The following is a 14135-nucleotide window of genomic DNA, read 5'->3' on the forward strand; positions in this document are numbered from 1 at the left end:
TCGAATACGGCGCTATCGTGCGTGATAGAGCAGCTCTGGCGTGTTGAGATTGGCCAGGCGCGGGTCGTTCGCCGGGCAATCCACTGCCTGCAGCCCCAGGTTCGAGAACACATGGCGCGGGCTGCGGTCGCCCTGGTGCCAGGCCTGTTCTATCGGTTCGCGCATCGCCACCGGAATGATGCTGAACAGCGGCTCCCACTGCGTGCCGCAGCGCAGCATGTGCACGACGTCCGGCGCTTCAGCCGATGCGAGCAGCAGGCGCTCCAGCAGATCGGTGTCCAGCAGCGGCGCATCGCAGGGCAGCACCAGCAGGTGTGAGTGGCGTGCAGCGGCGAGACCCGCGCGAATGCCGGCCAGCGGGCCGGGGAAGTCCGGGCTGTCGTCCTGTACCAGGCGGTCGGCGTAGCCCGCGTAGACGTTCGCGTTGCGGTTGCAGGAAATGATCAGGTCGTCGCTGTACGGGCGGGCGAGGGCGGCGGCGTAGCTCACCAGCGGCTTGCCCTGCCAGTCCAGCAGGCCCTTGTCCTGGCCACCCATGCGCTGGCCGCGTCCTCCGGCGAGAATCAGGACGGAACAGCGGGGTAGCGGGGCTTGTGGCATGTCAGGGTCTCCGGGGCGGGCCTGTGATATAACACCGCGCATTCCAACCTCACAAGCAAGGGCCCTCATCATGAGCCACAAGGCCGAGCAGCCATTCGTCCCGCTGAACATCGCCGTTCTTACCGTCAGCGACACCCGTACCCTGGAAACCGACACCTCCGGCCAGCTCTTCGTCGACCGCCTTAAGGCCGCCGGCCACAACCTCGCCGCTCGCGTCCTGCTCAAGGATGACCTCTATCGCATCCGCGCCCAGGTCGCGACCTGGATCGCCGAGGACGAGGTCCAGGTCGTGCTGATCACCGGTGGCACCGGCTTCACCGGCCGCGACAGCACCCCGGAAGCCGTGACCTGCCTGCTGGACAAGGTAGTGGACGGCTTCGGCGAGCTGTTCCGGCAGATTTCCGTGGCCGACATCGGCACCTCCACCGTGCAGTCCCGCGCGCTGGCGGGGCTGTCCAACGGCACCCTGGTCTGCTGCCTGCCGGGTTCCACCAACGCCTGCCGCACTGCCTGGGACGGCATCCTCGGCGAACAGCTGGACGCCAGTCATCGTCCCTGCAACTTCGTGCCGCACCTGAAGAAGGCGGCGCCCTGCGAGAGCCGCGGATGAGCTGCTGCGACAAGCCCGGCCTGCTGCCGGTCGAGGAGGCCCTGGCGCGCTTGTTGGCGCTGGCCGAACAGTCTCCGGTCTCCGAGTGCGAAACCTTGCCGTTGGCCGACACCGATGGCCGCGTGCTGGCCGAGCCGTTGCTGGCCGGCCTGGACCTGCCGCCCTGGCCGAACAGCGCCATGGACGGCTACGCGCTGCGCCTGGCCGACTGGCGGGGCGAAGCGCTGCCGGTAAGCCAGAAGATCTTCGCCGGCCAGGCCGGTGAACCGCTGCAACCGGGCACCTGTGTGCGCATCTTCACCGGCGCGCCTGTGCCGCAAGGCGCCGACTGCGTGGAAATGCAGGAAAACGCCGAGGTGCTGGAGGATGGCCGTGTGCGCTTCCTCGAAGCGATGGAAGCCGGCCAGCACATTCGCCCGCAGGGCCAGGAAACCCGCAAGGGAGACTGCGTGCTGCCCAACGGCACGCGCATCGGCCCCATCGAGATCGGCCTGGCCGCGTCCCTCGGCCACGCTGAATTGAAAGTACGTCGCCGCCCGCGCGTGGCGCTGCTGTCCACCGGCGACGAACTGGTCGAGCCGGGCACGCCGCTGGCGCTCGGGCAGATCTACAACAGCAACCGTCACCTGCTGCGCACCTGGTTGCTGCGCTTGGGTTGCGAGGTAGTGGACGCTGGCATCCTTCCGGACGACCTGGAGCGCACCCGCGCCGCACTGGCGGGGCTGTCGAGCGTCGAGCTGATCCTCTCCACCGGTGGCGTGTCCGTCGGCGAGGCGGACTTCCTCGGAGCGGCCCTGCGCGAAGCAGGTGATCTGGCGCTGTGGAAGCTGGCGATCAAGCCGGGCAAGCCGCTGACCGTCGGCCACTACCAGGGCGTGCCGGTGATCGGGCTGCCGGGTAACCCCGCATCCACCCTGGTGACTTTCGCCCTGCTGGCGCGGCCCTACCTGATGCGCCGCCTCGGCATGCAGAAGGTCGAGCCGCTGCGCCTGCAGGTCCCGGCCGGCTTCAACCGGACCAAGCCGGGCAACCGTCGTGAGTACTTGCGCGCGCGTTTGGAAAATGGCCGTGCAGTGCCCTACGCCAATCAGAGCTCCGGCGTGCTGCTTAGCGCAGCCTGGGCCGAAGGGCTGGCGGAAGTGCGCGAGGGCACGACGTTGGCCGAAGGCGATTGGCTGAACTTCATTCCCTTCAGTGAGTTGCTGGACTGAGTGCTGGGAGCACCATGAACAACGCCGGTCTCAGACCGGCGTTTTCTTATGCTGCTGGCGGTACTCACCCGGTGTCTGGTCGGTCCAGCCCTTGAAGCTGCGGTGGAACGAGCGCGACTCGGTGAAGCCCAGGTACTGGGCGATGTCCTGGATCGGCAGGTCGCTGTGTACCAGGTAATGCTCGGCTAGCTCCTGGCGCAGCTCGTCGAGGATCTGCTGGTAGCTGGTGCCGGCCTGCTGCAGGTGGCGCTGCAGGGTGCGCACCGTCATCTCGAAACGTTCGGCGACACGCTCCTTGCGCGGCAGGCCATCCTTGAGCAGCAGGCGCAGGGCGTTCTTCACCCGCAGCGGCAGCGGCTCGTCGTCGTCCAGCTCGGCCATCAGCGCCAGGGCGTGTTCTTCCAGGGTGCGCAGCAGGTTGGCGTCGGCCTGGCGCAGGGGATAGCTCAGCAGTTGCAGGGGCACCAGCAGGGCGCTGAAGGGTTGCTCGAAACGCACCGGGCAGCCGAATAGCTGCTCGTACTCGGCGATATCGGTGCCCTCGGGCTGTGGGTGTTCGAACCAGACTTCCTGCGGGGAGCCGCTGGTGTCGGCGATCCAGCGCGCATACAGCAGCCAGGACGCCAGCACGTTTTCCACCATGTGCCGGCGGATCTGCGCGGCCTCGTGGCGGCAATTCCAGATCAGCTTGATGTGGTCTCCGCCAGGCTCCAGGCGGCTGACGCCCATGTCGCCGACCAGCTTCTCGTAGGGAATGATGCGGCCCATGGCTTCGCCCAGGTTGGCGCAGTTCATGGTGATGTAGCCCAGCACGCTCCACGAGCCCGGCTGCACGAAGCGTGCAGAGTGCAGGCCGAACAGCGGGTCGCCGGAATGCGCGCACAAATGCTGCAGCAGGCGTTCGTGAGCCTCGCTGGGCAGGCGCTGGCTGTTGTCGCTCAGTTGCGAGCGCGCAAGGCCCGCGGCCTTGAGGGCGACGTCCAGGTCCATGCCGAGGGACTCGGCGTGGCGCAGGTATTTCAGCAATGCGGGGACGGAGGTATAGCCGAGGGAATGCATGGCGTTCGTTCTTGTTCTGGTGTCTCGATCGGCAACTGCGCCTGTCTTGATCCGACAGTGACAGGGCAGGGCGGCTGGCTAGTATAGGCAGCCATCAAGCGGCACCGAAATAGCAATCGAAATTGCAGACAGAGACCCTGAATAAAAGGAGCGGGCATGCGACGCTGGAACGGCTGGGGTGAAGAAACGACGGTGGTGGAACTGCCCGACAACGGACGCGGTTTTCTCGCCGAACTGGTCGGCCCGGGCCTGACGCTGCCGGACGCGACGCTGGAGCAGGTACTGGCCAAGGTACCGGCCTCGCGCCTGCCCGAGCATCCGCTGGTGGTGCGCGAAGCCCGCGACCGCCTGCTGCACGCCCGAGGCCAGAGCCTGCCGGACTGGCTGGCGATGCGCGAAGGCGAGTTCGGTGTGTTCCCCGATGGCGTGGCCTACCCGCAGACTGCCGAGCAGATCCGCGAGCTGCTGAAGTTCGCCGAGCTCTGGGACTGCCTGGTGATCCCCTACGGCGGCGGTACTTCGGTGGCCGGTCATATCAACCCGCCGGAGTCCGACAAGGCGGTGCTCACCGTTTCCCTGGAACACATGAACCGCCTGCTGGAGCTGGACGAGCAGAGCCTGATCGCCACTTTTGGCCCCGGCGCCAACGGCCCGCAGGTGGAAAGCCAGCTGCGCGCCCGTGGTTACACCCTCGGCCACTTCCCGCAGTCCTGGGAGCTTTCCACCCTCGGCGGCTGGGTTGCCAGCCGCTCCAGTGGCCAGCAGTCGCTGCGCTACGGGCGCATCGAGCAACTGTTCGCCGGCGGCACACTGGAAACCTTCGCCGGCAGCCTGGAGATCCCGACCTTCCCGGCGTCCTCCGCAGGCCCGGACCTGCGCGAGATGGTGATGGGTTCCGAAGGCCGCTTCGGCATCCTCTCGTCGGTGAAGGTACGGGTCACGCGCATCGCCGACGATGAACGTTTCTACGCGGTGTTCCTGCCGTCCTGGGAGCAGGCGCTGGAAGGCATCCGCACCCTGGTGCAGGCGCGCGTGCCGCTGTCGATGTTGCGCTTGTCGAATGCCATCGAGACCACCACTCAACTGGCCCTGGCCGGCCATCCGGGGCAGATCGCCTGGCTGGAGCGCTACCTGAAGATGCGCGGCGCGGCCGAGGGCAAGTGCATGCTGACCTTCGGCGTCACCGGTGACCGCGCGCAGAACGCGACGTCGCTGCGCGCCGCGCGCCGCCTGCTCAAGGGCTTCGGCGGCGTGTTCACCGGCACCCTGCTGGGCAGGAAATGGGCGCAGAACCGCTTCCGCTTCCCCTACCTGCGCGAAGCGCTGTGGGAGAACGGCTACGTGGTCGATACCCTGGAAACCGCCACCGACTGGTCCAACGTCGACAACCTGCTCAACCGTATCGAGGCCTGCCTGCGCGAAGGCCTGGCCGCCGAGGGCGAGCGCGTGCACGTGTTCACCCACCTGTCGCACGTCTACGGCGAGGGTTCTAGCATCTACACCACCTACGTGTTCCGCCCGGCCGCCAGCTATGCGCAGACACACGAGCGCTGGCGCAAGCTCAAGCATGCCGCCAGCCAGACCATCGCCCAGAACCGCGGCACCATCAGCCACCAGCACGGCGTGGGCAAGGACCACGCGCCTTACCTGCCGGTGGAAAAGGGCCCGCTGGGCATGGCGGCGATCAAGGCGCTGGCCGGGCATTTCGATCCCTCCGGCCGGCTGAACCCCGGCACCTTGCTGCAGGACTGAACCCATGCCTGCCTGGAACGCAGCCTGGCGCGCGCAGGCGCTGCCGGAGCTGGCGGCACGCGACTGGGACCTGATCGTGGTCGGCGGCGGCATCACCGGCGCCGGCATCCTGCGCGAAGCGGCACGGCGCGGATGGCGCTGCCTGCTGGTCGAGCAGCGCGATTTCGCCTGGGGCACCTCCAGCCGCTCATCGAAGATGGTTCACGGCGGCCTGCGCTACATCGCCAAGGGCCAGTTCGGCCTGACCCGCGACTCGGTGCGCGAGCGCCAGCGCCTGCTGGGCGAGGCACCGGGGCTGGTCGATCCGTTGAGCTTCATCATGCCGCACTACCAGGGCGGCTTCCCCGGCCCGCGGGTGTTCGGCACCCTGCTGTCGCTGTACGACGCACTGGCGGGGCGGCGCAATCACCTGTTCCATCGCCTGGAGGAACTGCGCTACCTGGCGCCGGGCCTGAAGGAAGATCGCCTGCTGGGCGGCACCCGCTTCCAGGATGCGGTAACCGATGACGCGCGCCTGGTCATGCGTGTGCTGGGCGAAGCGCGAGCCGAGGGCGGCGAAGCACTGAATGGTTTGAAGGTGATCGAACTGGATCGCCGCGACGGTCGCGTTCAGGGGCTGGTTGCCGAGGATCGCGAGAGCGGCGAGCGCTTCACCTTCCGTAGCCGCGCCGTGGCCTTGGCCACTGGCGCCTGGGCCGATGCGCTGCGGCAGAAGCACGGCAGCGAGCACATCCGCCCGCTGCGTGGCAGCCACCTGCTGCTGCCGGCCTGGCGCCTGCCAGTCACCCATGCGTTCAGCTTCATGCACGGGCAGGACAAGCGTCCGGTCTTTGTCTTCCCCTGGGAAGGGGCGACCGTGGTCGGCACCACCGACCTGGATCACCGGGAAACCCTGGACGATGACGCGGCCATCAGCCGCGAAGAGCTGGAGTACCTGCTGGCCGCCTGCGCGCAGCAGTTTCCGGCTGCGCAGATCACCGCCGGCGATGTGCGCTCTACCTGGGCCGGTGTACGCCCGGTGGTCAGCGATGGCACGCCCTCGCTCAAGCCGTCGGATGAAAAACGCGAGCATGCGCTGTGGGTCGAGCCCGGGTGCGTGACTCTTGCTGGCGGCAAGCTCACGACCTTCCGCCTGCTGGCGCTGGAGGTGCTTGCCGCTTGTGCGCCAATGCTGGAGCGCCAGCTGGAAACTGCGCCTGACCACGTCTTCGCGGCCGTCGAGGACGTCGTCCTGCCGGGCCTCACTCCACCTCAGCAGCGCCGCCTGCGCGGGCGCCATGGGCGCTCCTTGCCGGAACTGGCGCGCCTTCTGAGCGAGGTGGGCAGCGAGTGTATCGGCCATACCGATTCGCTCTGGGCCGAGCTGGCCTGGGCGGCGGAAGGCGAACTGGTGCTGCACCTGGACGACCTGCTGCTGCGTCGCACCCGCATTGGCCTGCTGCTGGCCGATGGTGGCGCTGCCGAGTTGCCGAGGATTCGCGCCTTGTGTCAGCGCCGCCTGGGCTGGGACGACGCGCGCTGGAAACAGGAAGAACAGGACTACCTGGAGCTGTGGCGCCGCAGCTACAGCGTTCCGCACTGACCGACCCTCCATGACCAAGAGCCCCATGAATAACAACAACTACCTGCTGGCCATCGACAACGGCACTCAGAGCGTGCGCGCGCTGCTCTTCGATCTCCAGGGCAACCTGGTGGGCAAGGGCAAGGTCGAGCTGGAGGCGTATTTCTCCTCGCAGCCCGGTTGGGCGGAGCAGCACCCGGACTATTACTGGGAGCAACTGGGCGAGGCGTGCAAGCGCCTGTGGGCCAGTGTCGACATCGACCGCAGCCGCATTCGTGGCGTGTCGCTGACTACCCAACGCGGTACGGTGATTCACCTCGACGAAGCCGGCCAGGCCCTGCGCCCGGCGATCATCTGGCTGGACCAGCGCCGCGCGGAGCTGGGCGATCCGATCAAGGGGCCCTGGGGCTGGCTGTTCAAGCTGGTGGGCGCGCAGGGCGCGGTGGACTACTTCCGCACCCAGGCCGAAGCGAACTGGGTGGCCCAGCAACAGCCGGACATCCACCAGCGCACCCACAAGCTGCTGCTGCTCTCGGGCTTCCTCACCCAGCGCCTGTGCGGGCGTTACGTGGACTCGGTGGCCTGCAGCGTTGCCTACCTGCCGTTCGACTACAAGAAGCTCGCCTGGGCTGCGCCGCGGGACTGGAAGTGGCAGGCGATCGACGTGCGCCCCGAGCAATTGCCGGAGCTGTACAAGCCGGGTGAGAAACTGGGCGAGATCACCGCCGAGGCCAGCCGCCTGACCGGTATTCCCGAGGGCCTGCCGCTGATCGCCGCGGGTGCCGACAAGGCCTGCGAAGTACTCGGCGCGGGCGCGATCGACCCGAGCGTGGCGTGCCTGTCCTACGGCACCACCGCGACCATCAACACCACCCGTTCGCGCTACCTGGAAACCATCCCGCTGATCCCGCCGTACCCGGCGGCGATTCCCGATCACTACAACACTGAGGTGATGATCTACCGCGGCTTCTGGATGGTCAGTTGGTTCAAGCGCGAGTTCGGCCTGCGCGAGATGCAGCGTGCCGAGGAGCTGGGCGTCGAGCCGGAGAAACTCTTCGACGAACTGGTCAACAGCGTGCCAGCCGGCTCGATGGGCCTGATGCTGCAACCCTACTGGACGCCGGGCATCCGCGAGCCGGGCCTGGAGGCCAAGGGCTCGATCATCGGTTTCGGCGACGTGCACACCCGCGCGCACATCTACCGCGCCATCCTCGAAGGCCTGGCCTACGCGCTGCGCCAGGGCAAGGAGCGCATCGAGAAACGCTCCGGCACCCGCATCCAGCGCCTGCGCGTGGCCGGTGGCGGCTCGCAGAGCGACGCGGCGATGCAGCTTACTGCCGACATCTTCGGCCTGCCGGCGGAGCGCCCGCACGTCTACGAAGCCTCCGGCCTGGGCGCTGCCATCGATTGCGCGGTGGGGCTGAAGCTTTATCCGGACTTCGCCAGCGCCATCGCCGCCATGACCCGCGTCGGCGACGTCTTCCACCCGCGCCCCGAGGCGCAGCGGACCTACGAGCGGCTGTACAACGAGGTCTACCAGCGCATGTACAAGCAGCTCAAGCCGCTGTACCAGAGCATTCGGGAGATCACCGGCTACCCGGCCTGAACCGCCCATTCCCGATTCAGTGATGAAAAGCGAGGAAATTTTCCCGCGCTACTCTGGGTCCATTAGATGACGCTCAATGGACTACTCGCGAGGAAGCCGACCATGACCCAGCCCAGGGCCCTGCTGATCCTGCACGGCAAGCAAGCCGCCAACGACGAAGTGCGTGCCGCCGTGCTGGCCACGCGCGAAGCGGGGCGCCAGTTGGATGTCAGGGTGACCTGGGAGGGCGGTGATGCTCGGCGGCTGGTGGAGGAGGGCCTGGCGGCGGGATACACCACGCTGATCGCCGGCGGTGGCGACGGCACCGTGCGCGACGTCGCCGAGGCGCTGGTCCAGGCCGGCGGCAAGGCCAGCCTGGCCATCCTGCCGCTGGGCACCGCCAACGACTTCGCCCGCGCCGCCGGCGTTCCGCTCGAACCCGCGGCCGCGCTGGCCTTGCTGGACGTGCCGCCGCGCCCTATCGACCTGGGGGAGGTCGACGGACAGTTCTTCCTGAACATGGCCACGGGTGGCTTCGGTTCGAAGGTCACCGCCAACACCCCGGAAGACTTGAAGAAGCTGCTCGGCGGCGCAGCCTACCTGCTGACCGGCCTGACGCGCTTTTCTGAAGTCCATGCGGCCCAGGGGCGCTTTACCGGACCGGATTTCGAGTGGGAAGGCGAATTCCTCGCCCTGGGCATCGGCAATGGCCGACAGGCTGGCGGCGGACATGTGCTCTGCCCGCAGGCCGCGGCGGATGACGGGCTGCTGGACGTAAGCATCCTGCCCACCCCGCAGGACATGGTCGGTACGCTGGGCGCGTTGCTGGGCAGTAGCGGGTTCGGCATCCAGGACGTCTTCATCCGGGCGCGCCTGCCCTGGGTTGAGGTCGAAGCCCGCGAGGGCCTGGACGTCAATCTCGACGGTGAGCCGCTGGAGGGCCGCAAGCTGCGCTTCGAGGTGCGCCCGGCAGCGCTCGCCATGCACCTGCCGGCAGACTCGCCGCTGCTCTCGTCCACTGGGCGGCTCGTTGCCGAACAAGGCTGATCGCGCTGGTCCGGACCGGACAAGTCGTGCATGATGGCGCACGGCCAGTATCTTGTTGGCGCCGATACGGCCGATAGCTCTCCCGCACGACTCATTCCGAATCTGGAGCAGGCATGGCCGGTATTCTCGACACTGTCGATCAACGCACCCAACTGGTAGGCGAGAATCGCCTGGAAATCCTGGTCTTCCGCCTCGCCGGGCGGCAACAGTTCGCGATCAACGTGTTCAAGGTGCAGGAGGTGCTGCAACTGCCGCGCCTGACGCTGATCCCGCAGCGCCACCCGATGATCTGCGGGGTGATCAACCTGCGCGGCCAGACGTTGCCGGTGATCGACCTGTCGCGCGCCATCGGCATGCGCGCGCTGACCCCGGATGCCAACAGCACCATCATCGTTACCGAGTACAACCGCTCGGTGCAGGCGTTCCTGGTGGGTGGGGTGGAGCGCATCCTCAACCTCAACTGGGAATCGATCCAGCCGCCGCCCGGTGGCGCCGGCCGCCAGCATTACCTGACCGCGATCACCAAGGTGGAAGACCGCCTGGTGGAGATCATTGACGTGGAGAAGGTGCTCGCGGAGATCGTACCGATGAACACCCGTGTCTCCAGCGACCGCCTGGACGACACGCTGCTCAGCCAGACCCGAGGCCGCGAAGTGCTGGTGGTGGACGACTCCAGTGTCGCCATCTCCCAGCTGCGCGATACCCTTGGCCAGCTCGGTCTGCGCCTGCACGTGGCGACCGACGGCCTGCGCGCGCTGCAGCAGCTCAAGCGCTGGGCCGATGAAGGCCTGGACATGGAAGAGAAGCTGCTGATGATCTTCACCGACGCCGAGATGCCGGAAATGGACGGCTACCGGCTGACCACCGAGATCCGCAACGACCCGCGCCTGCGTGACCTCTACGTGGTGCTGCACACCTCGCTGTCGGGTAGCTTCAACGACGCCATGGTGAAGAAGGTCGGCTGCGACGACTTCCTCTCCAAGTTCCAGCCGGACCAGCTGGTGGAGGTGGTACGCCGCCGCCTGCAGAAAGTTCCCGCCTAGCTCCGATCTCCCTGTAGGAGCGAGGGGGACGCCTAGTTCTTGCTCGCGAACGCTCGTCGTCGGATATACCGGCATCCAGCTGCTCGCTAGCAAGCCCGCTCCTGCAGGAGAGTGCCCATTGCTAGACGCCCGTTCCACACCGTATAAGGTCGCTTTCGCCTGCCCGAAAGGAAGCCTCCGATGTACACCCTCAGCGAGCTCTACCGCTACCCGGTCAAATCCACTGCCTACGAGCCCCTGGAGTCCGTTCGCCTGGACGCCCTGGGCCTGGAAGGGGATCGACGCTGGATGGTGGTCGACTCCGCCAACGGGCGCTTCCTCACCCAGCGCCTGCTGCCGCAGATGGGCCGTATCGAGGCGCGCTGGCAGGACGAATTCCAGGCGTTGCGCCTGCGTGCACCGGGCATGGACGACCTGCTGGTGCAAGTGCCGGGACGCGATGACAACCTGCGTGGCGTGCTGATTTGGCGTGACATGCTGCAGGTGCCGGATGCCGGCGATGCCGCCGCGCAGTGGCTGAGCGCATTCCTCGAGCGTGATGTGCGCCTGGTGCAGATGCCCGAGCAGCGTGCGCGGCAGGTGGACACCGCCTACGCCTCGCCCGGCGAGCACGTGCACTTCGCCGATGGCTTCCCGCTGCTGCTGATCGGCCAGGGCTCGCTGGACGACCTGTCGACGAAGGTTGGCCGCCCGCTGGAGATGCTGCGCTTCCGCCCGAACCTGGTGGTCACTGGCGCCGAACCGTTTGCGGAAGACGGCTGGAAGCGCATCCGCATCGGCGACGTCGCCTTCAAGGTGGCCAAGCCCTGCGCGCGCTGCATCCTCACCACCATCGACCCGCATACTGGCGAGCGCGACGCCGCCCGTGAACCGCTGGCCACGCTACTGGGTTATCGCAACGTCAATGGCGAGGCGCTGTTCGGCGAGAATCTGATCGCCCTGAACAGCGGAACACTGCGCGTGGGTATGGAAGTAGAAGTTCTGGAGTAGGGCGCATAGTCACATCACGCGTAGGGTTGTGCGCCTGGCCCCAGCGTGCAGGAGCGAGCTTGCTCGCGAACCCGCCTGCCGCCTGTGCCGCCGGAAACTTTTCGCGAGCAAGCTAGCGCCTGCAGGTAACCGCAGGGCGAACAACCTTCACGGTTGTTCACCGTCAGCGCCTTACAGCTTGCTGTCGACGCAACCGGTGCTCTGACACTCGCGCTCACGCTCGCGCAGCACGGCCAGGCGCTCGTTGGTCTTGTCCACGGCGCACTGCAGGTTGACGAAGTACCCGCCGTCGCGCTCATAGCTGCACTGGGCATCGCGATCCTTGATCCAGGCGATCTGGCTCTTCTTCAGCGCGGCCTTCTGGCCGTCGTTGAGCATCTTGCGCAGGGTGCCGAATTCATTGTTCAGCTCGCGGTCGACCTGGGCGTACTCGGTGCTCAGGCAGTACACGCTGTCGAAGGCGTTGCGCGGCTTTTCGCAGGCGGCGAGGGCGAGGTCGGCGCTGAGCAGGCCTGCGGCAAGCATGGAAAGGGAGAGAACGGTCTTGCGCATGGAAATTTCCTTTTTTCCTTGAGGGAATGAAAACCGCCCGGCGGGTGCCGGGCGGTGGAGGGTGTCAGAGCTCGTCGAAGAAGCGTTCGTGCCAGTCGACGATGGGTTGTGGCGCATTGAGCTTCTGTCCGTAGATCACCGCGTAGGACAGCACGTTCTGCACGTAGGAACGGGTCTCGTCGAACGGAATGGTCTCCACCCAGACGTCGAAGGCCAGGTGGCGCGCATCCTTCAGCCATTGCCTTACGCGGCCGGGGCCGGCGTTGTAGGCGGCGGTGGCGAGCACGCGGTTGCCGTTGAACTGGCCGTGAACCTGGCTCAGGTAGGCGGCGCCGAGCTGGATGTTCACATCCGGCACTATCAGTTGCTGCGGCGAGGCCAGCGGGATGCCGAACTTGCGCGAGGTTTCCTTGGCGGTGGCCGGCATCAGCTGCATCAGGCCGGTGGCGCCGACGCCAGAGCGCGCATCGGACATGAAGGCGCTTTCCTGGCGGGTGATGGCGAACACCCAGCTGGAATGCAGGCCGCGATTGCGCGCCTCGCGCACCAGGGTGTTGCGGTAGGCCATCGGGAAACGGATATCCAGGTCGTCCCAGTACTTGGCCTGGCTGATGGCGCGAATGGCCGGGAAGTACCACTGCATGTCGTAGGCGATCTTGGCCTGGGCCAGCAGCTCATCGTGGCTCAGGTGGCGGGCGGCGTGGTACCACTCGCGGCGGGCGTTGATGATCTCGCCACGGGCGTAGAATTCCAGCGCGCGGCGGGTACTCGGCGCATTGCGAACGCGTTGCATGGTGCCGGCATCCGGCGAAACCGGGCGGTTGTTCAGCTGGTACGGTGCATTGATCCGGTCGGCGGCGAGGAAGCCATAGAAGTCACGCTCGTCGGCCACCGGCTTGTACAGGCTGACGGCTTGCTTGTTCTGCGGCTGCGCCAGTTGCAGCGAGCGCGCCTGCCAGTACTTCCAGCGGTTGGTCTCGGCCAGCGACGGCGGCAGCGCGCGGGTCAGCTCGTAGGCGTCTTCCCAGCGGCCCAGGCGCAGCAGCAGGCGCAGGCGCCATTCGGTGACGGTGTCGTCGCGCAGTTGCGGGTCGTACTTGACCATCATCGGCAGGGCGCGCGGATCGTAGCGGCGCGCCAGGCTCAGGCCGATCTCGCGGGCGATGGAGACCTTCTCGTCGCTGGAGAAGGGCAGCACCGAACTGTAGTAGTCCAGCAGGGTGATAGCCTTTTCCGGGTCCTGCTTGGCCAGGCGGCGCAGACCCAGGCCGACGACGTCGGCGGTGGCATGGTCGCGGGCGCCAAAGCGGGTGGTCTGGCTCAGCTGCGCGGGGTTCTGCGCCACGTTGACCATCAGTGCGCCCTGGCTGCCGAGGGTCGGCAGGCGCTTGGAGAGCACGGTGGCGAGGCTGTAGTTGCCTTTCTCGGCGGCCAGCTTCAGGCGCTTCCAGACCTTCTCTTCGGTGAGCTGGCCATCGGCCTGCCACATGGCGAAGGTAGTGTCGCAGGCGTCGGGCTGCGGCTTGCCGACCAGCCAGAGCTTCTCGGCGGTGGCATAGCCTTCGGCCTTGTTGCCATGGCCGAGCTGATACTGGCCGTAGAGACAGTCCAGTTCGGTGAAGTTCATCTTCGGGTCGTAATAACGGACGAAGGTGTTCCAGTCGCCCTGATCGGCCAGCTGGCGCATCCAGCGCAGCTTCAACCAGTTGATCTGCGGCAGGTCGCCGTGCTGCTCGATGAAGCGCTCGATCTCGGCGTTGCTGGCGCTTTTCAGGCGGTTGGTCAGCTCGTCATAGGCCAGGTACGGCTGCAGCGGATAATCGGCCAATGCCGACTGGTAGCGGAAATACGGGCCGCTGTCATTGCGCGCCAGTGCCTTCTGCGCCTCGTCGTACATCTGGCGCTGCTGGGGCAGGGACGCTGCATTGGCTGTCGAAGCGGACAGGCTGAGGATCAGGCAGGAGAACAGTGAGAAAAGGCGACCGCGCATGGCTCTTCCGGGAAGATGATCGGTGGGCGCTGGATGGCGCGCGCCCGCTGCCCTGTAGCTTAGCCTGTTGCGCGAGGGCGGCGAAAGCGCCACCACAGATGCACCGCGCAAAGGCGGACGCCTGTCTCGCCGCGC

Annotated in this window: 12 protein-coding genes; 8 read left to right on the plus strand and 4 right to left on the minus strand. The window is 66.9% G+C overall.

What is annotated here, in order from left to right:
* Nucleotides 1-12: 12 nt before the first annotated feature.
* Complete coding sequence (mobA, locus tag GJV37_RS04825) at nucleotides 13-600, minus strand: molybdenum cofactor guanylyltransferase MobA (RefSeq protein WP_170858367.1); 588 nt, start codon at nucleotides 598-600, stop codon at nucleotides 13-15.
* 70 nt (nucleotides 601-670) lie between these two features.
* On the opposite strand from mobA, the gene moaB reads away from it, so the two are divergent.
* Both moaB and GJV37_RS04835 read left to right on the plus strand, forming a co-directional pair.
* Nucleotides 671-1210 carry a molybdenum cofactor biosynthesis protein B gene (gene moaB / locus GJV37_RS04830; RefSeq protein WP_024767350.1) on the plus strand — a complete coding sequence of 180 codons (540 nt, stop codon included), beginning with the start codon at nucleotides 671-673 and terminating at the stop codon, nucleotides 1208-1210.
* Nucleotides 1207-2421, plus strand: coding sequence for a molybdopterin molybdotransferase MoeA (locus tag GJV37_RS04835; protein WP_193452187.1), 1215 nt, complete (start codon nucleotides 1207-1209; stop codon nucleotides 2419-2421). The genes moaB and GJV37_RS04835 overlap by 4 nt, the downstream gene beginning before the upstream one ends.
* A 30-nt stretch (nucleotides 2422-2451) precedes the next feature.
* On the opposite strand, the gene gliR is transcribed toward GJV37_RS04835, so the two are convergent.
* A complete protein-coding gene (gliR, locus tag GJV37_RS04840; protein ID WP_065084879.1) occupies nucleotides 2452-3480 on the minus strand; it encodes an AraC family transcriptional regulator GliR in 1029 nt (342 codons plus the stop codon).
* 156 nt (nucleotides 3481-3636) lie between these two features.
* On the opposite strand from gliR, the gene GJV37_RS04845 reads away from it, so the two are divergent.
* The 6 genes from GJV37_RS04845 (at nucleotide 3637) to GJV37_RS04870 (ending at nucleotide 11458) form a co-directional block, all read left to right on the plus strand.
* Entirely contained in the window at nucleotides 3637-5232 is a 1596-nt protein-coding gene (locus tag GJV37_RS04845) for an FAD-binding oxidoreductase (RefSeq protein ID WP_065084880.1), read from the plus strand.
* Nucleotides 5233-5236: 4 nt separating this feature from the next.
* Nucleotides 5237-6814 (plus strand): glycerol-3-phosphate dehydrogenase/oxidase, encoded by a 1578-nt coding sequence (locus tag GJV37_RS04850; RefSeq protein WP_193452188.1) that lies wholly within the window; start codon nucleotides 5237-5239, stop codon nucleotides 6812-6814.
* Nucleotides 6815-6839: 25 nt separating this feature from the next.
* Nucleotides 6840-8399 carry an FGGY-family carbohydrate kinase gene (locus GJV37_RS04855; RefSeq protein WP_170858370.1) on the plus strand — a complete coding sequence of 520 codons (1560 nt, stop codon included), beginning with the start codon at nucleotides 6840-6842 and terminating at the stop codon, nucleotides 8397-8399.
* Between the two features lie 102 nt (nucleotides 8400-8501).
* On the plus strand, nucleotides 8502-9425 hold the full coding sequence (yegS, locus tag GJV37_RS04860) for a lipid kinase YegS (protein WP_170858371.1): 924 nt from the start codon (nucleotides 8502-8504) through the stop codon (nucleotides 9423-9425).
* 113 nt (nucleotides 9426-9538) lie between these two features.
* Nucleotides 9539-10468, plus strand: a complete 930-nt coding sequence (locus tag GJV37_RS04865) for a chemotaxis protein CheV (RefSeq protein WP_024766843.1) — start codon at nucleotides 9539-9541, stop codon at nucleotides 10466-10468.
* A 180-nt stretch (nucleotides 10469-10648) separates the two neighbouring features.
* Entirely contained in the window at nucleotides 10649-11458 is an 810-nt protein-coding gene (locus GJV37_RS04870) for an MOSC domain-containing protein (RefSeq protein ID WP_170858372.1), read from the plus strand.
* 171 nt (nucleotides 11459-11629) lie between these two features.
* Here the strand turns inward: GJV37_RS04870 and GJV37_RS04875 are convergent, their stop codons facing one another.
* Together GJV37_RS04875 and GJV37_RS04880 are read right to left on the minus strand one after the other, a co-directional pair.
* Nucleotides 11630-12010, minus strand: a complete 381-nt coding sequence (locus GJV37_RS04875; RefSeq protein ID WP_024766845.1) for a lysozyme inhibitor LprI family protein — start codon at nucleotides 12008-12010, stop codon at nucleotides 11630-11632.
* Nucleotides 12011-12074: 64 nt separating this feature from the next.
* The gene (locus GJV37_RS04880) at nucleotides 12075-14000 is read right to left on the minus strand and encodes a transglycosylase SLT domain-containing protein (RefSeq protein WP_170858373.1); all 1926 of its coding nucleotides are present in this window, start codon (nucleotides 13998-14000) and stop codon (nucleotides 12075-12077) included.
* Nucleotides 14001-14135: the final 135 nt, after the last annotated feature.

It is taken from the genome of Pseudomonas nitroreducens (genome assembly GCF_010994165.1).
In the GTDB taxonomy this organism is placed as follows: domain Bacteria; phylum Pseudomonadota; class Gammaproteobacteria; order Pseudomonadales; family Pseudomonadaceae; genus Pseudomonas; species Pseudomonas nitroreducens.

Coding starts and splice junctions, on each gene's coding strand:
- mobA (WP_170858367.1), bottom strand. CDS start 600: ATGCCACAAGCCCCGCTACCCCGCTGTTCCGTCCTGATTCTCGCCGGA.
- moaB (WP_024767350.1), top strand. CDS start 671: ATGAGCCACAAGGCCGAGCAGCCATTCGTCCCGCTGAACATCGCCGTT.
- GJV37_RS04835 (WP_193452187.1), top strand. CDS start 1,207: ATGAGCTGCTGCGACAAGCCCGGCCTGCTGCCGGTCGAGGAGGCCCTG.
- gliR (WP_065084879.1), bottom strand. CDS start 3,480: ATGCATTCCCTCGGCTATACCTCCGTCCCCGCATTGCTGAAATACCTG.
- GJV37_RS04845 (WP_065084880.1), top strand. CDS start 3,637: ATGCGACGCTGGAACGGCTGGGGTGAAGAAACGACGGTGGTGGAACTG.
- GJV37_RS04850 (WP_193452188.1), top strand. CDS start 5,237: ATGCCTGCCTGGAACGCAGCCTGGCGCGCGCAGGCGCTGCCGGAGCTG.
- GJV37_RS04855 (WP_170858370.1), top strand. CDS start 6,840: ATGAATAACAACAACTACCTGCTGGCCATCGACAACGGCACTCAGAGC.
- yegS (WP_170858371.1), top strand. CDS start 8,502: ATGACCCAGCCCAGGGCCCTGCTGATCCTGCACGGCAAGCAAGCCGCC.
- GJV37_RS04865 (WP_024766843.1), top strand. CDS start 9,539: ATGGCCGGTATTCTCGACACTGTCGATCAACGCACCCAACTGGTAGGC.
- GJV37_RS04870 (WP_170858372.1), top strand. CDS start 10,649: ATGTACACCCTCAGCGAGCTCTACCGCTACCCGGTCAAATCCACTGCC.
- GJV37_RS04875 (WP_024766845.1), bottom strand. CDS start 12,010: ATGCGCAAGACCGTTCTCTCCCTTTCCATGCTTGCCGCAGGCCTGCTC.
- GJV37_RS04880 (WP_170858373.1), bottom strand. CDS start 14,000: ATGCGCGGTCGCCTTTTCTCACTGTTCTCCTGCCTGATCCTCAGCCTG.